The organism is Halalkalibacter okhensis (genome assembly GCF_000787375.1).
GTDB classification, from domain to species: Bacteria; Bacillota; Bacilli; order Bacillales; family Bacillaceae_D; genus Halalkalibacter; species Halalkalibacter okhensis.
Genome location: NZ_JRJU01000020.1, coordinates 69,471 through 91,550, shown reverse-complemented (window position 1 = coordinate 91,550; position 22,080 = coordinate 69,471). Strand labels below are relative to the sequence as shown.

Here is a 22,080-nt window from a genome sequence, read left to right as displayed (position 1 = left end):
TAATGCATTATCTAGTTTTGAGAGAACCCTCTCAAATGTGAACTAAGATAACCTTTGGGTAATCCGATGTTCAATATATTAGTCTGGTGGCGATAGCGAAGAGGTCACACCCGTTCCCATGCCGAACACGGTCGTTAAGCTCTTTTGCGCCGATGGTAGTTGGGGGCTTCCCCCTGTGAGAGTAGGACGTTGCCAGGCAGATAAAACACAATCCAAAGGGTTGTGTTTTTTTATGCGAATAAACAGAGTAAGTAAGGCGCTGAAGAGCGCTGTTCCAAAGGAACAGCATCTTCTTCGAATGGGCCCATGTTACTACGTGAGAAAGCTTCTTCGAGAAAACATCATGTCCCCCTGTGAGACGAGCTTCTTTTTTCGTAAACGTCATCCAATACTTCCAAGAGAAGATTCATGGTCTTCTATGTAGAAGAAAAGAAGTGAGTCCGAGCCGTTTCTCTTCGTAACGCAACGTGAATTACTTCTAAGAACAATAGCATGAATAACCACCCCTATAGAAGAGAAATAGCGAGCCAGGACCATGCCGAGCAGGGCACACTCTGCACAAAAAAGAGAAGAGTTGGGATGAAACTGCCTGTCAATTGGCCGCAAGAAGGAACAACATCTTCCTCGAATGAGCCGCTGGACTACAACATGATTTTCCCTAACAAATAAATCACAAAATCCAGATTGGACAGAAAAAAACAGAATTCCGCTAGCATTTGTACCAAATTGGACAGCAAATCCCTCATTCCGACAGAATATGGTCTAAATTGGACAGCAAGCCATAATAAATTCCATTATTTGTATATATAGAAGCGAAACACGGCGTGAAAGAGCATCTATGAGACACCACGTGAACAATCCCCCCGTAGAAGAGAAGGAGAGAACCAGGAAACTCCTCATAATCTACTTTTTCCTTCGATATGATAAAATCCCATTTTTTCCTATTTATAATATAATGAATGTAGGAAGCTTTTATTAATATAGTCACATAAAGTGAGCTCACTAATTCTAAAAGAAACAACTCATTTTCTAAGGGACGATGGGACAGGTCCCTCGTCCCGCTTCAAGCGGAACTGGTGTCCGCTTACATAAAAGGGATATGATCATAAGAAAGTCCCTATACCCCTATCATGCAACTAGAAAGTTGCTCATGTTTGACAAGCAACCATACAGTTGCTTATGATGGATATATGAATTGGAACAAAGACGCAATCTTTAAAGCACTTGCCGATTCGACTCGGCGGCTAATATTAGACGAATTAACCGAACGTAACGAGCTGACGTTGTATGAACTTACAGTACGTCTTATTATGAAGCACAATCTTTCCATTTCGCGACAGGCCATAGCGAAACACCTTTCTGTATTGGAAGAGGCAGATCTCGTAAAGTCAAAACGAAAAGGGAAATATCGTGTACTTATTTTTAACAACGAACCACTTAAAAATTTGCTGGAAGGATGGATTGAGTAATTTTATTAAAAAATCTACTGACGAATGTCTGGCTTTTCTGCTTGGGGTCTTATTGTTAGCAGAATCCAGTGCATCGCAATTAACTTAAGGAGACAAAAATTATATGAAAATCATTGTTACTAGTATCTTCGTTCAAGATCAAGACAAGGCATTAAAGTTTTATACAGAAACACTAGGATTTATTAAAAAGCATGACATTCCCGTCGGTGAATTTAGGTGGATAGCCCTTACTTCTCCCGATGATCAAGATGGTACGGAGCTATTGCTCGAACCAAATAACCATCCGGCTGCCAAAGAGTATCAAGATAAAATATCGTCTGAAGGTATTCCAGCAACCATGTTTGGAGTTGAGGATGTTCGCGAAGAATACAACCGATTAACAAAACATGGAGTGACATTTACTATGGAGCCGACAGCAATGGGTGATATGACAATAGCGGTCTTCGATGATACATGCGGCAACCTTATTCAGATTGTGCAGAAATAATTTATAATAGTTGAACCAAACTTATATACTGCTAAGCAGTGGGGCGCTTAAACAGATTGGGATAAATATAAATTTGGAGTAGTAGGTGGGAAAGTGGACAGTCAAATGGAAGTGGAATTTGAAAAATCAAAAACAGGCAATAAAGATGAGCGATATGAAGCTTATCAAACGATTTTAAAAGTAACGGACCAAAAAGTGGACTGGGCGTATGAAGTATGGGACCAACTTGTAGAGGACTTAACCGATAAGGATAACCATCAGCGCTCTCGTGCAGCACAATATTTAGCTAGTCTAGCTAAAAGCGACCCGGAAATGAGGATGATGAAAGATTTCCCTCGGTTGTGGGAGGTAACAAAAGACGAAAAGTTTGTTACAGCCAGACATAGCCTCCAATCAATATGGAAAGTCGGAATCGCTGGTACAGCCCAAAAGGACATGGTTATGGAGTATATGGTTGATCGGTTTAAAAATGGCACCGATGAAAAAAATTACACGTTAATTCGTAATGACATCCTTCAGAATATGAAACATTTATATAACCATTATAATGATGAGGCCATAAAACAAATAGCCCTAGAATTAATTGAAACTGTAGATGATAAAAAGTACCAAAAAAAGTATATGGGTATATGGAAGTAGTTATTTCAAGGTTATTCAGATGGCTGATGATATGAGTGTCTTTTGCTTATGAAGTTACGCACTATCTAACCGAACGAATGAGCGACAAGAGCATGGATTGTTTACCATGCTCTTGTTTTCATTTTATAAGGAATAAATTGTGATGCAAAAGAAAAAATTGAAACCAAACAAGCTATGAAGCGTAAGTAATAAGCAACAAGCTGGTTATTTCGGTATAGTCGTTGAAAGTGAATGGAATCGTGACATAAGGAGTTGATCCAGTTGAAAGAAACAAAATGTCCGAAGTGTAATGGAATAGAATTTACAGAAGGAACTGATTTTATCCCAGTTAAGCCATTAGAAAAGAAGTTTTCAATGGGTTCTAATAAGATTTATACGTTCTGTTTGAATTGTGGGGAAGTCATCTCTATTCGAATTGAAAATCCAAGTAAGTTTAAATAGCAGCTCTTCATTTGCTCTATTACTAGGTGAGAATAGGGATTATGGAATTTTTTCTTTAGGAGGTATACGATTGAAAAAGAAAACTCAAGCCATTATTGCATTAATAGGTAGTTTCCTTGTTTTATCCGTTGGTCTATTTCGAATACTTACTGAATCACTAACTTCAACACCGTTATTTGTTGCCTATGTTTTTACGGTTGCTGGATTAATGGGTGTAATTATAAACGGAATAGTCCTTAGAAAATTGCAAACGAACGAGTAGAGCGATTCACATTAGGAGTCGCTTTTTTGTTCGATACACATATTATTGCGTTGATTATACGAAAGAGAAGGAGCCGATCAAAGCGAGTTTAAAATAAATGTTCTAAACAATCATTTAGAGTAGAATTAAACTAATAGGTAGGAAGAAAGGAAGTGTCAAACAATGGATCTCGAAACAGTTATGCAGGAGCTTGAAGCCCTCGGCAAGGAACGGATGAAAAAAATGTACATATCTAATGGTGCACGCGAGCCGGTTTTTGGTGTTGCTACAGGAGCGATGAAACCAATCGCAAAGAAAATCAAATTAAATCAACCGTTAGCTGAAGAATTATATGCTACTGGTAATTATGATGCTATGTACTTTGCAGGCATTATTGCCGATCCCAAAGCGATGACGGCATCTGATTTTGATCGTTGGATCGATGACGCGTATTTCTATATGCTGTCTGATTATGTGGTGGCCGTAACTTTGGCAGAAGCACCTATTGCACAAGATGTTGCTGATCAATGGATCGCAAGTGGTCAAGAGTTGAGAATGTCTGCGGGCTGGAGTTGCTACTCTTGGCTTTTAGGGAATCGCCCTGACCATGAATTTTCAGAAAGCAAGATGTCTGAAATGCTTGAGCTAGTGAGAAAGACGATTCATGCTTCGCCAGAGCGTACGAAAGCGTCAATGAATAATTTTCTATACACGGCCGGAATTTCATATTTGCCGCTCAATGAAAAGGCCGTTGAGACTGCAGAGGCAGTAGGTACAGTAGAAGTTAAACGGGACAAGAAAAAAAGTAGTTTCCTAAATGCTTATGAAAGTATACAAAAAGAAACAGATAAAGGTAAGCTTGGATTTAAACGCAAATATGTACGATGTTAAAATCTTTGTATAAGGGTGTTAATCCAAGAAGGGTTGATGCTCTTTTTTTTCGTTTCAAATGAAAAACATCTTAATTGTGGATAAGTGAAAGGAGATTCAAGGAACAAAAAACCGCTTTAAGGATTTGTTCCTTGAATCGCAGGGGTGAAAAGAATATGTTAATAAAAGTGCATAATGTAAGTTGTGATGACGCTTCAACCTCCAGGAACCATGTAGTTCATTTATGGAAAAAAATTCATGGTTATATGCTTCGTATTGCGAAATATATTTATTGAGATATACTTATATAAGGACCATTAGGAATCGTGACAGTTTTAAACAAAGGGAAGACTATTAAATTAGGAGTTTTTATATGGAAAATAACGAGAATTATAGTAAAGTGCTGATTGCAGGTTTATTGCTTATTGGTTCTTTTATTGCTGTTTTGAACCAAACGCTTATGATTACTGCCATTCCCCCGCTGATGGTCGAAATGAATATCACAGCCAATACGGGACAATGGTTAACGACGGTTTTTATGCTTGTGATGGGGATCATGGTACCTGTCTCGGCTTTTTTAATTTAAAAATTTACGACGAGACAGCTTTTCTTGACGGCAATGGGAATCTTCACGGTTGGAACGGTCATTGCAGCGGTAGCGACCAATTTCCCGATCCTCCTTACTGGACGGATTATTCAATCTGTTGGAGCAGGGGTGATGATTCCATTAATGCAGACGGTGTTCTTGCTCATATTCCCAGTGGAACGACGGGGAGCAGCTATGGGGTACATTGGTCTTGTGATTTCATTTGCACCAGCGATTGGGCCAACGTTGTCTGGATGGGTGATTACGAATTATGAATGGCGTTATATGTTTTATGGCATTACTCCTTTAGCTGTGTTGATGTTGGTTTTGGCGTATTTTAGCATGAGAAATGTGACGGAGCTCAAAAATCCAAAAGTCGATCCGATATCAATCATGTTATCTACATTTGGGTTCGGTGGACTTCTTTACGGATTCACGAGTGCAGGGAATAATGGTTGGGGAAGTCTGCAAACAATAATTTTCTTACTACTTGGTGCTTTATTGATTTACGTGTTTGTGAAGCGACAGCTTGGATTGAGCCATCCGATGCTGGAATTCCGTGTGTTTAAGGCGCGGATGTTTACCCTGTCAACGATCATTTGCAGCATTGGCTTTTTGGGTCTTATTGGACTAGAGACACTGATTCCGTTATATATGCATAACATGCGTGGATTTACAGCGGTAGAGGCTGGAATTGTTTTGCTTCCTGGAGCATTGATCACAGGTTTCATGGCTCCGATTACGGGACGAATATTTGATCGATACGGTGCACGTGTGATAGCCATTCCTGGTTTGATCATTATGACGATCTCGACCTTTGCCTTTCTTTTCATTGATACCACCACATCCATTTTATATTTGACTGTGATGTATGCGATTCGTATGTTTGGTTTCTCGATGGTAATGATGCCAGTAAATACAGCAGGGCTGAATCAAATCCCACGTAAATTACTTGCTCATGGATCAGCGGTCACAAATACCATTCGTCAGATGTCAGCATCGATTGGAACAGGCTTGCTCGTGACCGCAATGACAACGGCAGAACGGGCAGGAGCGAATTTCTCTCAGATCGCCAATCCGATATATTTGGTGCCATCATCGCATTTGGGATGATCGGTGTGTTGACGTTTGTCTCATTGATTCTTTCCTTCAAAGTGCAGAAAACCTATCCACCGACTGACGAAGAATGGGAGGTGGAGGCAAGTTAGCCGCTTGACTTCATTTAGCTGGTTTGGGTTCGGTTTAAAGGTAGAAAGCAGTAGAAAAAGAAGTACAATTCGGACGTGGATTGTACTTCTTTGGTCTAACGGGCAGGAGAGTACTATAACAAGCTGGAATGGTTAGACAAAGTGGATCCTGATTCCGTTAAATTAAAGAAAAGCGCTTCAAAAAAGGGGGAAGTGGATCCTGGTTCCGTTAAGTCATAAAATAAAGGGATTATTTAGCCCGAAATAAGAAAATAACGGAATGAGGATCCAAAAACGCAATCAAAAACAAGGATTTGAATGGAATAACGGAATGAGGATCCGTCAAAACAGCAAAGTGGGTGGGGAGTTTATTGTGTTTAAATTTTGAGTAGAAACTTTCTTTAAGTTTGCTAACGAGTAGAAGAGTAAAAGAAGTTTTTCTAAAGAGAGGTATACTTAATGAGAAAAATTTATGAATATATGTCTAAAGAAGAAAAGGTTACTGCGTTAGAATTATTAAGAGTTGATATTACAAAGTTAGAACAGGAAATTAATAATGATTACCCAAGGGTCGTTAAAGATGCAATTACAGAAACCCTAAATAAATACCAAACAGAAGAAGAATGGCTAAAAAATGAGGTTGAAGTAAAATGAGATTATCCAACTAACGGGAATGCACTACCTAAACAAAATAGGAACAGTTTACATTAATAATTGTAATTATAAGAGGAGAACTAGATGGAACAAATACCTTCATGGATATACCAGAGTCAATTATATGCTTTAATTGTACCAATTTTAGGACTAATCGTAGGCGGAATTCCTTTTTTACTGCTTTATAAACGGCTAAAAAGAAAATATGATTCTCATACCAGCACATTAATTTCTTTTTCTATGATACTAACGTTTTTATTTGTTGGTAGTCTAGTCATAAATGATGATCCACCTTATATTCACTTTGCTCTAGGAGGAATACTAATGATCATAGTCTACTATAGGAATAGAAAAAGGATAGAAAATAAGTGAGTTGTTAAACGACTGGCTGATATCTATACGGGGAGTGCCCGGGGCGATAGTGTTATTGAGGTTATAAATGTATGATCTCATTCTGGTTATGAATAACTATATTGTTAGAAGGAGAGATGTTTAATGGAAATATATCAGGCTACCAATAAAGACTTAGATGGAGTAGCAGCCTTATTTAACTTGTATCGTATGTTTTACGATCAAGAATCAGATTTAAAAGGGGCTAAATCTTACATAAAATGTCGATTAGAAAAAAACGATTCTGTCATATTTGTCGCCAAAGACAACGATAACTATTTGGGGTTTACTCAACTTTATCCTACCTTTTCATCTATATCCATGAAAAAAGCATGGATATTAAATGACTTGTATGTGGATGCACAAGCTAGAAAGCAAGGGTTAGGCGAGATGTTTTTGAATAGAGCCAAAGAACTGGCATTTGAAACAGGAGCGAGCAGTATAGTTCTTAGTACAGCCCCTGATAACGATTCTGCTCAAAGATTATATGAAAAAAATGGGTACAAACGTGATGAACAATTCTATCATTATGAATTAAGTACCATTTAGAGAAGTCGTTATCTTCTTTCACATACTACGTGCGATGGATTGGTTTTATCACTTTTACTTAAGGAGTGAAGGTTATGAAGAAACTATTTTTCTTCATATTTATCGTAATTTCCATTTTATCAGCTTATCATTCTTCAACATTGAGTTTTAGCCAACTTGAAACCGTACCTAATAATGTGCAAGACAAGATTGATTCCAATTTAAAACTTCAATCAATCACTGACGGTGACAAAGAGTATTATATCGTTTTTCATTCAAGTGGAGATGTAGAAGCGGATATAGAAACACAAGGGGATACTGTAACGATAAAGTTCAATGTAAGTAATAACGATGGCGTTGTAGGGCAACATCTATTTTATTTAACGACAGGCCCAGAACACGATGTTTTAAATGTTCTAGTGAATGGTGAAATTACGCCTTTTGATAACGTGACAGTTCAATAATTCACGGGGCGTTTTTTTATAAGCCAATGTTAAGGTAAGGTTTGTTATGATGGTATATGAGGTGATTACATGAAATGGATAGGATTAATTTTGATGATAATTGCGGCAGTGGTTTATTGGTTATCTAAAATCAATCATTTAGATCCACTCTTCACCAATCTATCTATAGTGTCCATAGCTCTGGGTGCTATTATTATGGCTGTCGCGATTATCATAAGTAAGAGAGTAAAATAAATCAGGTGCCTTTCACTGCTTGAAGAATGCCGAAATACTATCAACAAACCAGGTGCTATAGTGAAACCGGTGCGGCCAGCAGAGTGAATAATTAAGCTATTTAGGACATACCTTTCTTTATAAAGGAAGGGGTGGACAATTTGAAAAAAGGTCTTATAGCTTCTGGTATTGTAGCTATTATGATTGTTGGGGGTATAGGAATTACGACGTTTGTTAGTGATTCGGATGACACAACTGCTGTGGCACAAAGTGAAGAATTCGATATGCAAAAAGTGAATCAAGAGTTATCTGCTATTACAATGAATGTTATGGAGTCTTTAAATGAGAATTATGATGGAATCGGGGATATCCTTTCTGAATATCAAAAATCTCTAACGATCAAGACGTCTTTAGATGCTACAGAAGAAAGTTCTAAAGAAATCGCATTAGAGATTCATAAGGTTGTTAAAGATGTGTTGGAATCAGGAGAGTTGGATTTTGTATCTAACATTGATTCTTATGAAATCTTTGTAGAAAGCAAGGATGGAGATATAATATATTAAGATGTCTAGATTGGTCGATTTCTTCCTTATTCAAGTAACGCGAGCATCCCTTCAACAAGGGGTGCTTTTTCTATGTCATTAAAAAGGAAATTAATGTTAAACTAAATGAGTTGTTTAGCGTAATTAAAGAGCTGATGAAAAAGACATTGTGGGTAACGCGGGAATTTCTATCCATGGATACTACTGTAAAATTGTATAAAAAGTGTGTGCGCTATCTCAGTACTTAACAAGTGCGAATTGATGTGGGGGGAATTATATGGATTTTTTCGTGTTTTATGGAGGGGTTGTTTTTCTTATATTGTTTTGCGGGTGGAGCATATACCAGTTGTTTAAATTTATTAAGATTATGACGAAATAAAAAACGTAACTGGAACGGCGGTGAGATACTACTTTTTAAGGGAATTTTGGTTTAAACCATAATAAAAGTTGGAGCTCTTATTTAATACACACGTTGAAATACACAGGGCAAAGGAAATAGAATGATCGCTTAAGGAGGAGGTTGCTATCAAGTACACTCATATACTGATCATTGGTTTAGTTAATCTATTATTACTATGCTTTTTTACGATGCAAACCAACTTTAATTTGACTGGATATCATTACGTTATTGAGGATGAATTTGCTGAGCCAATTATGATGTTGATTGAAGAAGGGTTTATAAATAAAGAAAGATATGAAGCTCAAATGACAGCCGGTCAGGCATTAAAGGTGGTCATGGCTATTAATCAAGCAAACAGCTTATGGATGATTAGTATTTTTCAAATTTCCGTGTTCTTAACGGGGCTTTTCATGCTATTATCTACACCTTTCAGAAATAGAAAGAGTTTTAAGTGGTATGTTGGTATTTATTTATTGTCTTTGATTGTCGTAGTGATTTGGAATATTACTTCTCATATTGAAATAATCGAAAACATAGTGAGAAATTTAAAATCGATTGAAAGGTAATAAATCTAAAACAGTCAGTAGGTTCTTTCTGTTTATTTTTAAGGGGGGATGAAGTTGAAATTGAAATTATGGATGAAGATAATGAAAGCCATTTTAGCACTTATGGTGATTTCCTTATCAGCTTATAGTTTAGTAACGGGGGAATACCGAATGTTGCCATATACGCTATTACTTGTAGGATTCATGCTTTTCGTTATAGGAATTGTAGAAATTCAAGAGAAACGAAAAGTTACAGGGATTTTTTCTTTTCTTTCTTCAGGATTTGTTTTATTTGTCAGTTTAAATGGTTTATTAGGTTAAAGGGCAGTGTTTCTGGAATAAAGCAGGGTCGAATTTTCTTTGTGCCGTACAAAAATAACAATAAGTCTAGTTTCGGTTTCAAATTAGAAGTGGTTAAAAGAAGTGGAAGGTACATATATAATTTAGAGAGAAGAGTAGAATTTCTCCAAACGCGGAAGTGCTTTTTCACAAAAAATAATTGCACGAACAATTGCAGGATAATTTAAGCTTTTAGAAGCAGTGTTAGCATTTATAGAGGAGGGACCTGAATGAAAAAGTGGTTAATGATCCTGGGAGCTACGCTAGTATTAATCGTTTGTATAGTTAACTATGTTTTTTCAAAAGGAGAATTTGTTATTGGGTCTACCTCCTACATCGCTATGGATGCCCCTGTTGTCGAAGAAGGGCTTCCAATTTATATGGGTTACGGTGTGCATTGGAGTGGGTTTGGTAACCCGACTTTAACCAATGTATCATTAATAAAAGACGATGGAACGGAATTAAGTGAAGATGATTTACAACTATCGGTTACTTCGATGATTGATGAAATGGGTGTGACGGGTGTTATCGACGAAGATTTCGCAATTGAAGCAGGGTATATCAACGAATACTTACTAGTAGAAAACTATCAAGTAATAGACGACTTGTTACTCGTTTTTCGGGTGGAACTACTAGATACAAACTATGAAAATAACATAAGCTATCTCATGATCGAATACAAAAACTTTGGCTTTCGACAACAGCAAACACTGGAATTTGAAGGTTTTTTTTCAAGGGATTAGTATACAATCTTGTAGTATTAATTAAAGAAAAGAAGTGATTTGATGAAATCAAAGAGCAAATTAAAACGAATGTCAAAGGTGTTATCCATGGCATTTGTCATCTTCATTCAAATTTATTGGTATAAAGTAAGAAAAAAACCTGAAGCGGATTGGGAAAAATTATGGGAGAAAATAGGAAGACGGTTTCGTAAGACATTATTTGAGTTGGAAGGATTACTTATTAAGATCGGGCAATTATTAAGCATTCGTGCAGATGTACTTCCTAATGGGTTTATCCGCCAAATTCAAGACCTAACTGATCAAGTTCCCCCTTCAAAATGGGAGGAGATTGAAGGAATTCTTAAAGCTGAATGGGGAGGTCCCGTCGATCAATTCTTACTTTCCATCGATCAAAAGGCAGTAGCTTCTGCCTCCATAGGAGAAGTGTACAAGGGGACTTTAAAAGATGGTCAATCAGTTGCCATTAAAGTACAGCGCCCTAATATTCATTCAATCATAAAAACGGATTTGCGTACATTGAGTATTATTATATGGTTTGCCCATCATTTTGTTCCCATTCCAAAAGGGTTTATAAATTTAAAGGTTTTATTTAAAGAACTTAAAGAAGTTGTTGTACAGGAGCTTGATTTTTCACAAGAGAAAAATAATCTCCTTTTTTTTCAAGAACGGTTTAAGGATGTTGCCGGAGTGAAAGTTCCAGACGTCTATTCCGAGATGAGTACGTCAAAAGTGTTGGTTATGGAGTGGATCGATGGCATAAAGCTAACAGATGAAGAAGGACTAAGTCAATTAGAGGTTCCTAAAAGTGAATTGGCAGAACGTCTCATTAACGTTTTTCTTCCTCAGTGGCTTGAACCAGGTATGTTCCATGCTGATCCCCATTTAGGAAACGTACTTGTATCCAAGGAAGGACAAATTGTCTTACTAGATTTCGGCATGGTAGGGGAAATTTCTAAGAAAGATGCTTCATATTTTCAAGCATTAATAGAGGGTTTGCTATCAAAGAATTACTCAAAATCTGTGGAGTGCTTGATTCAATTAGGCTTCCTCCTGCCTGAAGCCGACCCAAGGACGATAGAGAGACTATTGGCTGAATTATTGTCTTTTCAACCTGCGCAATTAAAGGAAATGGACCTTATAGCGTTAAAGTTGGAAATGAACGATATGATTCAAGCACTTCCCATTCAAGTACCAACGAGATTTGTATTTTTAGGACGTTCTTTCATTACGATGAAGGCATACTTCGCTATTTGGCAAAAGAGGATGATCTCATTAACGTTATAAAACCAGTTTTTATGGATTGGTTGAGTAAACGAGGGAATAACAAGTGGGAGTTTGTTTGGTTTTGGTTGCAGTCACAGCCTTTATTTAAGACGGTTTATTCTTTTACAGAATTTCTAAAGCTTCCTCAAAAACTGGAGAATATCAAAGAAATGGAGCAGCGGAGACAGTTTCAATTTTCTCTGTTTGAGAATTATAAAAAACAATTATTTCAATTAACACTCCTAGGTTTGGTTGGCTTAGGGATAGGGATATATTCGTCTCATCAACTTCTTTTGCAGCTCGCGTTCGGAGTATCTGTTGTCTCTGGTATTGGCTACGTTATTTGCAGTTTCAAGTTGAAGAAATGGATGAAATACATGCATGAAAAGCGAAGAGGGTAAATATGTTGTTTGTTTTGTAATCTATAAAGAATGTGAAGAAATAAAATAAGACTTTATCTGGAAAATGATGTTATAATATTTGAAATGTTAAATAATTCAACTAAGCAATGATGAGAAGAGTAAATAATACATTTCTTTACAGAGAGCTCCACAAGCTGAAAAGGAGTAAGAAATTAATTATTGAACCAAGCCTCTGAGCATTACATTGGAACCTTATAAAAGGAGATGGTGTAACGGGAGCTCCCGTTATAGAGCTAGGGTATTAAGCATGTAAAAAAGTACCTGAAAAGGTTAATATGGCGACATATTAATAAACTGGGGTGGCACCACGGTTATGAAATCTCGTCCCCAAGACAATATGTCTTGGGGGTGGGATTTTTTTATTTGTTTAGAAAGAAAAACGGTAGGAGTGGGTGTAATGAATTTAAAACGCTTGATAGAATCGTGGAAGTATCCTTCTATTTTATTGCTTGGAATAGGAGTATCTAATTTAGGTGCGTGGGTTTACTTAATTGCATTAAATTTAATTGTATTTGACATCACGGGGTCTCCTCTTGCAGTAGCGGTCCTTTATATTCTTATTCCTTTTGCCACTTTAGTTACTAATTTCTGGTCTGGCAGTATAATTGATAGATTAAATACACGAAACATGATGATCGTACTTGATGTTTTTAGAGCTCTTTGCATATTTCTTTTACCATGGCTACTAGATCTGTCCATTTGGTCAATGTATTTAATGGTCTTTTTAATTAATATGGCAACTTCAATGTTTGATCCTGCATCGATGGTTTATATGACAAAATTAATTCCGACCGAGCAACGAAAGAAATTTAATTCTTTAAGAAGTTTGATGGATTCGGGGGCTTTTCTTCTAGGGCCTGCTTTGGCAGGTGTACTTTTTATCATTGGTACGCCTGAAGTTGCTATTATCATTAATGCAATCGCACTGCTTTTTTCAGGGCTAATCACGTTGTTTATGCCTAATCTAGAAAAGCAAGTACCAGCTAGTAATAAGGACGTGAAATTATCATTACTAGTATTAAAGAAAGATTTTCAACTCGTATGGAATTTTAGCAAGAGGAATGTGTATATAATGCTTATTTACTTTTTGTTTAGTTCAGTTATAGTTATGACCGCCGCTGTCGATTCCTTGGAGGCTGTTTTTGCTAAAGAAGTGCTTGGGTTATCCGATAGCGACTACGGCTTTTTGGTAAGTGTGGCAGGAGCCGGTATAATAGTTGGGGCTTTTATAAACACCCTTTTTGTAAAGAAGACTGCCACTTCATTTCTAATTGGATTAGGTACTACATTTGTTTCAATCGGTTATATCATCTATGCTTTTTCAAATTTATTTATAGCAGCAGCAGTAGGATTTTTTATTCTTGCCTTCTCACTTGCCTTTGCAAACACAGGTTTCCTTACTTTTTATCAAAATAATATCCCTGTTGATGTGATGGGGAGAATAGGCAGTCTATATGGATTAGTCCAAGCAACACTCACCATAATCACAACTGGGATTATCGGGCTTTTAGCACAACTAATCTCGGTTCAAATTGCGGTCATTACAGGGGCAGTCGTTATGTTGTCAATCTCTGTAACGCTATGCGCTTTTAACTTTCAATCTTCAAAAAGGAAATATTATCAATCTACAATCTATAATAAAATAGAGGTTACCTAGTCGGTCTGATAGTAAAGTCGTACTTGGCAAAAGGAAATGGTGAGAGTTTTTCTCTGCTAGTTAATAGAAGGAAATGCAAAGAAGTCTATTGTGTTGAAAGCGAGGCTTATTAATGTTGTTTCAAAATGGCAATTTAAGCGTGCGAAAATTAGAAAAAGAAGATAATTATTTGTTAGCCAAATGGCTTTCAGACCCCATAGTTCTTGAGTTTTATGAAGGGAGAGACAACCCTTTTAATTTAGACAAAGTCGATAAAGTATTTTATGTACCTGAAGATGATAAAGGGAAATGCATTGTAGAGTATGAAGGGAACGATATTGGCTATATCCAATTTTATCAATTAGATGACGAAACGAAAAACGAGTACGGTTATTCTAACATAAGAGAAAATATGTATGGCATGGACCAGTTTATTGGTGAAGTGGAGTACTGGAATAGAGGAATTGGCACATTACTCGTTCGTTCGACTGTAACATTTTTAATGGAGCAAAAAAAAGCAGACCGAATACTTATGGACCCTCAACTAAGAAATACGAGGGCGATCAACTGTTATGAGAAATGTGGGTTTAAAAAGATAAAGATCCTTCCAAAGCGTGAGCTGCACGAGGGAATATATGAAGATTGTTGGTTGATTGAGTATCATAAATAATGGTGCAATAGTAGAACAAGATTAATGAAATAACTTTTAAAAAAAGGGGAGAGAAAATGATTTTAGAAGCTGTTATGCTACAAGTTAAGCTGGGGATGGAAGAAGAATACGAGGAAGCATTTAAAGAAGCATCAAACATCATATCGTCAATGAGTGGCTACATATCTCACGAATTACAACGATGTATGGAAGCTAAAGGGAAATATTTGTTGTTGGTGAAATGGGAAACATTAGAGGACCATACAGTTGGATTTAGACAATCAAAAGAGTATCAAGAGTGGAAGAAACAACTCCATCACTTCTATGATCCCTTTCCAACAGTCGAACATTTTGAAAAGGTTCCTCTTTAAAAAGAGATTGAAACGAACGGGTGTGTTGAACAAAGGTCTGATATCCATGGAAAAGTAGGGAACAATAATCTCTAATATTAGCTAAATAAAGGGGATTCTTGATGAAAAAAATGATACGTTTTACTCTACTTGTAGCAGTCATGTTCAATGTTTTACCCATTTTTTCTCATGCTGAAGAAAATAAAGGCCTACTGAAAATGATCAACGAATTTCTCCCACCCAACTCAGTACTGGTAAGTCCAAAAGAACCTATATCAACTAAGCCATATCAGTTTTATGACTTTAACCAAGACGGTCAAGAAGAGATGATCATTACTTTTGAAAAAAAGGCAAAAGACCAACCTCATCCTTCGCAATATGGGGTCATTGTATTAAGGAATGAGAATAATAACTGGGAAAAAATATGGGAGACTCAAACACTTGGGGTAGGTTTAGATTATGCCGGTGTGGCTGATCTTACTGGTGATGGTCGTAAAGAGTTTCTCTTTGGTGTCACAATTGGCGCTTCAGCAGGAAATAAACTAGAGATTTTTAAATGGAATCATCATTCGTTTAAGATGATAGCAGAAGTTCCGTATCAAATGATGGAGCTATTAAGTAATAAGAAAGTCGGTATAGCCGTCTGGCAAAGGTACATTGCAGATACCTATTTTGTAGATGTTCTAAAATGGAATGGCGACAAATTCGTTTTAGATGACGAACTATATTCGAATTACTACCCAACCATTGAAGAATTTCATAATGAAAAAATATCTATAATGGATGCGTGGTTCTATTGGTATACACTTGCAGATGCTCAGATTAAGGCCGGTTTATTTGAAAGAGCTAGGAGTTCGATACAGAAAGGAACGACTTTAGCAGAACAATTATCCTTACATGATGTGGTAGAAAACTTTAAAAACTTAAGTAATAAGCTGGAAAAAAGAAAGAATCTAGCTGAGGATGGAAATTGAGAATGTATGATGGCTATGAAACATAGGTAGATTATTGGGGGGAATATATTATTATGGTCGAGATGATGGGGAAGAAAGTTATTTTAATAAAGCCAACAAGTGAAGATCTTGATGAATTATATTTTTGGAAATTTGAAGAAAAGGAACAAGCAGCAAAAAAATGGAACGGTCCATATATTCCAGAAGAGAAAGTAACAAAAGAAGAGTATCGAAAAAGTTGGGAGGAAGAAGTTTTTCCAAATGTTCCTGCATCTCTTGTTATAAAATGTGATGAGAGAGCTATTGGATATGTAGGTTCCTATTGGGTAGATAAAAACACCAACTGGCTTGAGACTGGTATTGTTATTTATGACAAAAATTTTTGGAATGGTGGATATGGTTTTGAAGCTTATAAACTATGGGTTGATTATCTGTTTACATCTACTAATTTACACAGATTAGGTATGTCAACATGGTCAGGGAACGTAAGAATGGGGAAGGTTGCAGCCAAATTGGGAATGAAAGAAGAAGCGAGAATAAGAGATGCAAGAATGGTAAATGGTGAATACTTTGATGCAATCAAGATGGGGATATTAAGGAAAGAATGGGAAGGAATAAAAAGCAACTTCATTTAATAAGCAAAAATATAAAGTGAAAGAATTATTTTATATTCGATACCCCTAATGAAATTTCAACAGGAGATATTATACATAAAGTAATCAGAGCATTTCTTCAGGAAGGGGAATGCTTTAAAATGTCTACTGTGAACTGCTCCTTTGTTGTAAAATAATACAATATAATAATTATTTATTCATTTAGGGAGTGGAGTAATATGGCAATGATTTGTGAGTCTGGAAGGTTAGAAGATTACTTACTTGAAATAAATGAAGTTAATTATTCTCATCCGCTAATTAAAGAAAAAGCAGCGCAACTATTTCTCACCGCCCAAACAGACATAGAAAAAGCAGAAATAGCTTTTACATTTGTTCGTGATGAAATAGCGCATTCTTGGGATATTCAAGGAAAAGAGGTTACTTGCCAAGCATCAGATGTCTTAAAGTATCAAGAAGGAATTTGCTATGCTAAATCCAATTTATTAGCTTCACTATTGCGTTCGCAAGGAATACCAACAGGCTTTTGTTATCAACGATTGATGTTGTTTGATACGCCAGAAAAAGGATATTGCCTTCATGCTTTAAATGCTGTTTATTTAAAGTCTCTAAATAAATGGATACGATTAGATGCTCGTGGAAATAAGCCTGGTGTAGATGCCCAGTTTTCAATAGATGAAGAAAAATTAGCTTTTTTAGTTAATGAGAAGTTTGATGAAAAGGACTATTCTATTATCTTTGTAAAGCCAAATTTAAAAACGATAACTGTGTTAAAAGAACACACAGATGTATTAGAGATGTACAAGCAGCATTTGCCTGAATGTATATAGTTTCGTGAGGAAAAGGCGTTCATAAAGGGGATGAGTGCCCAACCAAAGAAGAATTACCGGCTCAAAGTCATTCCACAAAGTAGATAAACGCACTGGCTTAACCAATGCGTTACTTGCTGTTACTATAGCTGCTAATTCATACCGGTTTAAAAGTAATACTCCTTAACCGAAGCCGTTATGCTAAAGATAACGCCTTTAGATGACCAACTGTTCAATTTCTGTATTTTGCTCCAATTTGAAGTTTACTGTTTTCTCTCCACAGACAAGGTCATACTCACCAAGGAATCCTTCAAATGAGACGAATCCGTTGTCATCTGTTTGACATACTACATTTGTAGACCAGTCTTCTTTGATTAGTTTCTTTACTTTTTCATAAGCTGGTTTTGGGCTATTATCTTTTCTAAGAAATCCAGCAGGGGCACCAAGCCATGCACCATCATCGCTAAAGGACCATGTTGTGATTGCTTCTACGAGAGGATGTTCAAACAAAATCGAATACATTTCTTCTACTTCTTTTGCCTGACGCTCTTCGAATTCTGGTGTTGATGGCCATTCTGCGATTTGATAATCGTTTAAGTCTACAATGTCAGCTGGCATCACATGTCCGGATGTTAATGTGTTTTCCGTAAAATGAATTGGAAGACCAAAGGATGAGAAACGGTCTAATACGTCTTCTAATTTCTCACGCCCCCAATAGCCTTGATGCTGATGAGACTGGATCCCAATTGCATCAATTGGAACTCCTGCTTGTAAACATCCATCGATTAAAATTTCATAGTTCACAGACGTGTTAAAGTCATTTAATAATAATGTTGCGTTAGGGTTGAATTCACGTGTTTTTTCAAACATGGCTTTAATGATTCCGACACGGCTAAGGTCTTTTGAAATTCTAGTAATTCCATTGTCATACTTATCAAAAATTGGCATGATAACGACTTCATTGATCACGTCCCATGTATCGATTACCCCTTTGAAATCTGAAACGTCGCGTTCAATTCGATCAAACTGTGCTTTTAAAATTTCTTCATTATTCATATCAAGAAGCCATGGAGCAGTAAGGGTGTGCCAGCAAAGGGGATGGCCTTTCACTGCTACGTTTCTATCTTTTAACCATTGTGCCGCTGTTTTTAGTTCATTTGTCCGTGGTTTTCCTTTTTTAGGTTCGAACAATGCCCAATAAAATGGAAGTGTAGCAGAGTTGAATACATCTAAGAATTTGTCCACTTGTTGTTCTAAAAAAGCGAGTCTGTCTTCTCGTACACTTTTGTTTGCTACTTCGATTGCATCAAAAATACCACACCCAAACAAGAACTTATGATTTGTTTGTTTAAGAGATATTTCTTTTCCTGTAACAGGGTTTCCTGAAGCATCGACAAGCTTAATGGTTTTACTAGCCTTACGATGCGCCAATTCATTTACACTCATGCCGTTCCCTCCATTATTTCTATTTCGTTTTGCGCAGGGGGTGTTGTAGAAAGCGTTTCCAATCCCTTCGTTTATATTCTATCAAACTTTGTTTATTCGGCAAACTAACTAGAATTAAAAGGTGAACATAAAATGGTTACATGCGAAAAGAACTTTATTTTTAAATTTTAGTTTCAGTCGGTTCAATGAACATTTATTCTGTTTGATAATAATGAATATTCCTTTTATTCATTTTACTCATAAAAGATAGTGTTGTAAGCTTATAGTAAAGAAGAAAGTGTAGCAAGTACTTTTAGCTGTTAATTGAAAGCGTTTCATTCAGTGGGAGATAATGAGTGAAAGGGGAAAGAAAATGGGCGTTATCTGTAATAGTTTATTAATTGAAACTTACTATAAATCAATTGATTTTTGTCTTGATGAAGAGTTTCTTACGATTCTAATTGAAGAAATTGAAAAGCGTGGATTAACTCTTGAACCCAACCCATCCTTAGAAATTTACTCCTAAGAAACCCACGAAGCCAACAATGTAACTATCCATTTGACGTATCGTACTTCAAGCAGAAAAAGAGCTAGTTACCTCAAATAGATCAACAGAAGTATCCTGCTACCCTATTGAGTAGCAATAATAAAAGGGTACATTTCCTCCATTGTGCTGATCGTAAATCCTTAATTCTCGTAAGATCACATCACTCCCTAGACGGCTTAACAACATGTAAACAAAAAAATGTAATTAATATATTTTATTTTCTAAGGAGATACAAAACATGAAACTAAAAAATAAAGTAGCCATTATTACCGGTGCGGCCAGAGGGATTGGTATGGCAACAGCTGTAAAGTTTTCAAAAGAAGGTGCCAAAGTCGTTATCGCTGATGTAAATGAATTAGATATTAAAAGATCAGTAGAGTCAATTAAGGAGCTTGGGGGAGAGGCCATTGGCATTAAAGTGGATGTTACTAAGCGGAAAGAGGTAGATGAACTGATTAATAATACGGTTCATCAGTATGGTCGTATTGACGTTGTGGTTAATAATGCCGGAATTACTCAAGATGCCCAATTGCTAAAGATGTCAGAAGAACAGTGGGATAAGGTGATAGATGTAAATTTAAAAGGTGTGTTCAACATCGCTCAAGCTGTAGGCAACGTGATGAAAGAACAGAAGAGTGGTGTCATATTAAATGCATCATCTGTCGTGGGGACTTATGGGAATTTTGGTCAAACCAATTATGCTGCTGCAAAATGGGGAGTAAATGGGATGACGAAGACGTGGGCAAAGGAGCTAGGGCGATATGGCATTCGTGTTAATGCGGTAGCACCAGGTTTTATTGAGACACCAATGATTGACAAAATTCCTAAAAATGTCATTGACATGATGAAGGAGAAGTCATTATTAAATGAGGTAGGGAGCCCCGAAGATATAGCCAATGGATACGCATTTCTTGCTTCAGATGAAGCTAAATTTATTACAGGCACAATTTTGAGTATTGATGGTGGACTTGTTATTTAAAAAGGTTTGTAAAGAAGACTCTGGGATTAAACGGGGTCTTCTTTCTCATTTTACCTAATGAGAATCATAAAAAAGCAAGATATACATGAATTACTGTGTATATCTTGCTTTTTTCTTCTAACTTCTAAGGTGATATCTTTTTATCAGTATCTAGGTATTCTTCATGGACGTTTTCAGTCTGTTGAATCTCCGCTATTACTTTCTTTGTTGAAGGACTAACATCAGCTTCAAAATATGGTTCATATGCTTCTAATGCTGGCTTCTTCGTAGTGTAAACAGCTATTAACACACCTATGAAAGAAACGGCTAATGCAATGATAAAAGGATTGGTTGCACCCATGACTTTCGCGATGATATAAACGACGGAGCCAATAATGATATTCGCGTAGGCACCTATATGATTCATGCGCTTCCAATACAATCCTAAATAGACAACGAAAAAGAACGCTGCACCAAACCCGCCATAAACATATGTGAATCCCATGGCTAGTAAGACCGGTGGGTTAATCGCACTAATGATGGCTAACAATCCAAGGGCATAAATGACGTATCTAAGTTGTTTTCTTTCAGTGGCTTCGCTTGCTCTTCTATTAGGAAAGATGTTTTTGTAAATATCGTTGTAAAGTGATGTTCCACAATGAAGCAACATCGAGTTTGCTGTGGAAACGGCAGCTGCACAAAGGGCAACTAGGGTTAATGCGCCCACTAATGGGTGAGCATACTGTGTTATGACCATAGGCATGATATAATCTGTTGTTTGTCCTGCTGGCATACTAGGTATTAATGTTTTCGCCCCTAATCCAATAATTATTAAAGGAGTAAAGATGGCAATTAAGACGATGACGGCAAACATCATTTGCATGACAGCAACTTTAACACTTTTTGGAGCTAACATCCTCGTTACCCAGTGAGGAGATACCGCGGCCCCTAATGAGTTTGAGATAAAGATCGAGAACAAAGCTCCGAGTCCAAATGTACCTACAGGGGATAAGAGGACTCCTGCACTTAAGCTTTCTCCACCTTCAATCGTTGGAGCAGTAGTAGTAGCTAGGGTGTCTAGTATAGGCTGCCAACCTCCTGTTGCAGCGAGTACAGCACCAGCTCCCATGAAAACCCCTAAAACGATTAGGACTGTATTAACCGAGTCGGTAACAGCAACCGACCAAAAGCCGCCAACACTTGTAAATAATAAGAAGATCAAAAAGACAAAGATGGCAATCTTATAATCAATGCCTGTAATCGTCGAAAAAACGATTCCGAACCCGACCACTTGTAAATGCGTGAATATAAAGTACCCGATAAGCATTAATGCTCCCACAAGTGTTCTTAATTGACTATTTTTCTTGTAAGGCTCGTACCTTTGTTGAACAAACTCAGGAAACGTTCTAGCGGGTGTTTCTGGACGTCTAATCTTATAAGCAACAAGAGGGATTAGTGCTGTTCCGAAGAACCAGCCAGCTACCCAACCAATGATCGCAGCCACACCAGAGCTATAAAGATATCCAGGTACCCCCATAACAGAAGCAACACTAACCCATGTAGCTACGGACGTACCAATCCCGATCATCAAACCCATTCGATGGCCACCAGTTGTAAAGTCTGACATCGATTCTACTTTTTTTAGACTTTGGATGCAAGACCAGAAAAGAAATAGCATATAGAATACAAAAACACCGATATACCAGCCCATGTTCTTCC

Annotated in this window: 25 protein-coding genes, 1 rRNA gene, 1 pseudogene and 1 other annotated feature; of the genes and pseudogenes, 25 read left to right on the top strand and 2 right to left on the bottom strand. The window is 37.0% G+C overall.

Annotation, left to right across the window (positions count from 1 at the left end):
* Positions 1-82: 82 nt before the first annotated feature.
* From rrf to LQ50_RS14905, 23 genes and pseudogenes are all read left to right on the top strand, one after another.
* Positions 83-198, top strand: a 5S ribosomal RNA gene (gene rrf / locus LQ50_RS15015).
* A 992-nt stretch (positions 199-1,190) separates the two neighbouring features.
* Positions 1,191-1,469 carry an ArsR/SmtB family transcription factor gene (locus tag LQ50_RS15010; protein ID WP_034630791.1) on the top strand — a complete coding sequence of 93 codons (279 nt, stop codon included), beginning with the start codon at positions 1,191-1,193 and terminating at the stop codon, positions 1,467-1,469.
* Between the two features lie 103 nt (positions 1,470-1,572).
* Positions 1,573-1,956 (top strand): methylglyoxalase, encoded by a 384-nt coding sequence (gene glxB, locus LQ50_RS15005; RefSeq protein ID WP_034630789.1) that lies wholly within the window; start codon positions 1,573-1,575, stop codon positions 1,954-1,956.
* Positions 1,957-2,049: 93 nt separating this feature from the next.
* Positions 2,050-2,595: a hypothetical protein gene (locus LQ50_RS15000; RefSeq protein ID WP_034630788.1), complete on the top strand. Its 546-nt coding sequence runs from the start codon at positions 2,050-2,052 to the stop codon at positions 2,593-2,595.
* A gap of 261 nt (positions 2,596-2,856) precedes the next feature.
* Positions 2,857-3,036, top strand: a complete 180-nt coding sequence (locus tag LQ50_RS14995) for a hypothetical protein (RefSeq protein ID WP_034630785.1) — start codon at positions 2,857-2,859, stop codon at positions 3,034-3,036.
* 70 nt (positions 3,037-3,106) lie between these two features.
* Positions 3,107-3,298 carry a hypothetical protein gene (locus tag LQ50_RS14990; RefSeq protein ID WP_034630783.1) on the top strand — a complete coding sequence of 64 codons (192 nt, stop codon included), beginning with the start codon at positions 3,107-3,109 and terminating at the stop codon, positions 3,296-3,298.
* 162 nt (positions 3,299-3,460) lie between these two features.
* Positions 3,461-4,168, top strand: a complete 708-nt coding sequence (locus LQ50_RS14985) for a DNA alkylation repair protein (protein WP_034630781.1) — start codon at positions 3,461-3,463, stop codon at positions 4,166-4,168.
* Between the two features lie 352 nt (positions 4,169-4,520).
* Positions 4,521-5,941: pseudogene (locus LQ50_RS14980) on the top strand (MDR family MFS transporter).
* A 438-nt stretch (positions 5,942-6,379) separates the two neighbouring features.
* Positions 6,380-6,574 (top strand): hypothetical protein, encoded by a 195-nt coding sequence (locus tag LQ50_RS14975; protein ID WP_034630780.1) that lies wholly within the window; start codon positions 6,380-6,382, stop codon positions 6,572-6,574.
* 495 nt (positions 6,575-7,069) lie between these two features.
* Positions 7,070-7,513 (top strand): GNAT family N-acetyltransferase, encoded by a 444-nt coding sequence (locus LQ50_RS14965; RefSeq protein WP_034630776.1) that lies wholly within the window; start codon positions 7,070-7,072, stop codon positions 7,511-7,513.
* Positions 7,514-7,587: 74 nt separating this feature from the next.
* Positions 7,588-7,956, top strand: coding sequence for a hypothetical protein (locus LQ50_RS14960; protein ID WP_034630775.1), 369 nt, complete (start codon positions 7,588-7,590; stop codon positions 7,954-7,956).
* Positions 7,957-8,330: 374 nt separating this feature from the next.
* Positions 8,331-8,732, top strand: a complete 402-nt coding sequence (locus LQ50_RS14955) for a hypothetical protein (protein ID WP_034630774.1) — start codon at positions 8,331-8,333, stop codon at positions 8,730-8,732.
* Between the two features lie 567 nt (positions 8,733-9,299).
* Positions 9,300-9,677, top strand: a complete 378-nt coding sequence (locus LQ50_RS14950) for a hypothetical protein (protein WP_034630772.1) — start codon at positions 9,300-9,302, stop codon at positions 9,675-9,677.
* A gap of 54 nt (positions 9,678-9,731) precedes the next feature.
* Positions 9,732-9,977, top strand: a complete 246-nt coding sequence (locus tag LQ50_RS14945) for a YczI family protein (RefSeq protein WP_052144786.1) — start codon at positions 9,732-9,734, stop codon at positions 9,975-9,977.
* Between the two features lie 248 nt (positions 9,978-10,225).
* Complete coding sequence (locus LQ50_RS14940) at positions 10,226-10,738, top strand: hypothetical protein (RefSeq protein WP_034630771.1); 513 nt, start codon at positions 10,226-10,228, stop codon at positions 10,736-10,738.
* Positions 10,739-10,780: 42 nt separating this feature from the next.
* Positions 10,781-12,022: an ABC1 kinase family protein gene (locus tag LQ50_RS14935; RefSeq protein WP_084138849.1), complete on the top strand. Its 1,242-nt coding sequence runs from the start codon at positions 10,781-10,783 to the stop codon at positions 12,020-12,022.
* Positions 12,023-12,171: 149 nt separating this feature from the next.
* On the top strand, positions 12,172-12,402 hold the full coding sequence (locus LQ50_RS26045; protein ID WP_152608228.1) for a hypothetical protein: 231 nt from the start codon (positions 12,172-12,174) through the stop codon (positions 12,400-12,402).
* A gap of 98 nt (positions 12,403-12,500) precedes the next feature.
* Positions 12,501-12,755 (top strand) — a binding site (T-box leader).
* 65 nt (positions 12,756-12,820) lie between these two features.
* The gene (locus tag LQ50_RS14930; RefSeq protein WP_034630832.1) at positions 12,821-14,080 is read left to right on the top strand and encodes an MFS transporter; all 1,260 of its coding nucleotides are present in this window, start codon (positions 12,821-12,823) and stop codon (positions 14,078-14,080) included.
* A gap of 112 nt (positions 14,081-14,192) precedes the next feature.
* Positions 14,193-14,729 (top strand): GNAT family N-acetyltransferase, encoded by a 537-nt coding sequence (locus LQ50_RS14925; protein WP_034630769.1) that lies wholly within the window; start codon positions 14,193-14,195, stop codon positions 14,727-14,729.
* A gap of 56 nt (positions 14,730-14,785) precedes the next feature.
* Complete coding sequence (locus tag LQ50_RS14920; RefSeq protein WP_034630766.1) at positions 14,786-15,079, top strand: antibiotic biosynthesis monooxygenase family protein; 294 nt, start codon at positions 14,786-14,788, stop codon at positions 15,077-15,079.
* A gap of 101 nt (positions 15,080-15,180) precedes the next feature.
* Positions 15,181-16,032 carry an FG-GAP repeat domain-containing protein gene (locus tag LQ50_RS14915; RefSeq protein ID WP_034630764.1) on the top strand — a complete coding sequence of 284 codons (852 nt, stop codon included), beginning with the start codon at positions 15,181-15,183 and terminating at the stop codon, positions 16,030-16,032.
* 53 nt (positions 16,033-16,085) lie between these two features.
* The gene (locus LQ50_RS14910) at positions 16,086-16,646 is read left to right on the top strand and encodes a GNAT family N-acetyltransferase (RefSeq protein WP_034630762.1); all 561 of its coding nucleotides are present in this window, start codon (positions 16,086-16,088) and stop codon (positions 16,644-16,646) included.
* Between the two features lie 197 nt (positions 16,647-16,843).
* Entirely contained in the window at positions 16,844-17,452 is a 609-nt protein-coding gene (locus LQ50_RS14905) for a transglutaminase-like domain-containing protein (protein WP_034630758.1), read from the top strand.
* A gap of 195 nt (positions 17,453-17,647) precedes the next feature.
* Here the strand turns inward: LQ50_RS14905 and LQ50_RS14900 are convergent, their stop codons facing one another.
* A complete protein-coding gene (locus LQ50_RS14900) occupies positions 17,648-18,877 on the bottom strand; it encodes an endo-1,4-beta-xylanase (RefSeq protein WP_034630757.1) in 1,230 nt (409 codons plus the stop codon).
* Between the two features lie 331 nt (positions 18,878-19,208).
* On the opposite strand from LQ50_RS14900, the gene sda reads away from it, so the two are divergent.
* Together sda and fabG are read left to right on the top strand one after the other, a co-directional pair.
* Positions 19,209-19,382, top strand: coding sequence for a sporulation histidine kinase inhibitor Sda (gene sda / locus LQ50_RS25005; RefSeq protein WP_084138845.1), 174 nt, complete (start codon positions 19,209-19,211; stop codon positions 19,380-19,382).
* 259 nt (positions 19,383-19,641) lie between these two features.
* Positions 19,642-20,382, top strand: coding sequence for a 3-oxoacyl-ACP reductase FabG (fabG, locus tag LQ50_RS14895; protein ID WP_034630755.1), 741 nt, complete (start codon positions 19,642-19,644; stop codon positions 20,380-20,382).
* A 124-nt stretch (positions 20,383-20,506) separates the two neighbouring features.
* Here the strand turns inward: fabG and LQ50_RS14890 are convergent, their stop codons facing one another.
* The gene (locus LQ50_RS14890; RefSeq protein WP_034630754.1) at positions 20,507-22,072 is read right to left on the bottom strand and encodes a sodium:solute symporter family protein; all 1,566 of its coding nucleotides are present in this window, start codon (positions 22,070-22,072) and stop codon (positions 20,507-20,509) included.
* Between the last annotated feature and the right edge of the window lie 8 nt (positions 22,073-22,080).

Excerpts from the sequence above, each read along its gene's own strand:
- LQ50_RS14930 (WP_034630832.1), top strand. The coding sequence starts at position 12,821 with ATGAATTTAAAACGCTTGATAGAATCGTGGAAGTATCCTTCTATTTTA.
- LQ50_RS14920 (WP_034630766.1), top strand. The coding sequence starts at position 14,786 with ATGATTTTAGAAGCTGTTATGCTACAAGTTAAGCTGGGGATGGAAGAA.
- LQ50_RS14950 (WP_034630772.1), top strand. The coding sequence starts at position 9,300 with ATGCAAACCAACTTTAATTTGACTGGATATCATTACGTTATTGAGGAT.
- LQ50_RS14960 (WP_034630775.1), top strand. The coding sequence starts at position 7,588 with ATGAAGAAACTATTTTTCTTCATATTTATCGTAATTTCCATTTTATCA.
- LQ50_RS14900 (WP_034630757.1), bottom strand. The coding sequence starts at position 18,877 with ATGAGTGTAAATGAATTGGCGCATCGTAAGGCTAGTAAAACCATTAAG.
- LQ50_RS14940 (WP_034630771.1), top strand. The coding sequence starts at position 10,226 with ATGAAAAAGTGGTTAATGATCCTGGGAGCTACGCTAGTATTAATCGTT.
- LQ50_RS14965 (WP_034630776.1), top strand. The coding sequence starts at position 7,070 with ATGGAAATATATCAGGCTACCAATAAAGACTTAGATGGAGTAGCAGCC.
- fabG (WP_034630755.1), top strand. The coding sequence starts at position 19,642 with ATGAAACTAAAAAATAAAGTAGCCATTATTACCGGTGCGGCCAGAGGG.
- sda (WP_084138845.1), top strand. The coding sequence starts at position 19,209 with ATGAGTGAAAGGGGAAAGAAAATGGGCGTTATCTGTAATAGTTTATTA.
- LQ50_RS14985 (WP_034630781.1), top strand. The coding sequence starts at position 3,461 with ATGGATCTCGAAACAGTTATGCAGGAGCTTGAAGCCCTCGGCAAGGAA.
- LQ50_RS14975 (WP_034630780.1), top strand. The coding sequence starts at position 6,380 with ATGAGAAAAATTTATGAATATATGTCTAAAGAAGAAAAGGTTACTGCG.
- LQ50_RS14925 (WP_034630769.1), top strand. The coding sequence starts at position 14,193 with ATGTTGTTTCAAAATGGCAATTTAAGCGTGCGAAAATTAGAAAAAGAA.
- glxB (WP_034630789.1), top strand. The coding sequence starts at position 1,573 with ATGAAAATCATTGTTACTAGTATCTTCGTTCAAGATCAAGACAAGGCA.
- LQ50_RS14910 (WP_034630762.1), top strand. The coding sequence starts at position 16,086 with ATGGTCGAGATGATGGGGAAGAAAGTTATTTTAATAAAGCCAACAAGT.
- LQ50_RS14890 (WP_034630754.1), bottom strand. The coding sequence starts at position 22,072 with ATGGGCTGGTATATCGGTGTTTTTGTATTCTATATGCTATTTCTTTTC.
- LQ50_RS14905 (WP_034630758.1), top strand. The coding sequence starts at position 16,844 with ATGGCAATGATTTGTGAGTCTGGAAGGTTAGAAGATTACTTACTTGAA.
- LQ50_RS26045 (WP_152608228.1), top strand. The coding sequence starts at position 12,172 with ATGGAGCAGCGGAGACAGTTTCAATTTTCTCTGTTTGAGAATTATAAA.
- LQ50_RS14915 (WP_034630764.1), top strand. The coding sequence starts at position 15,181 with ATGAAAAAAATGATACGTTTTACTCTACTTGTAGCAGTCATGTTCAAT.
- LQ50_RS14935 (WP_084138849.1), top strand. The coding sequence starts at position 10,781 with ATGAAATCAAAGAGCAAATTAAAACGAATGTCAAAGGTGTTATCCATG.
- LQ50_RS15010 (WP_034630791.1), top strand. The coding sequence starts at position 1,191 with ATGAATTGGAACAAAGACGCAATCTTTAAAGCACTTGCCGATTCGACT.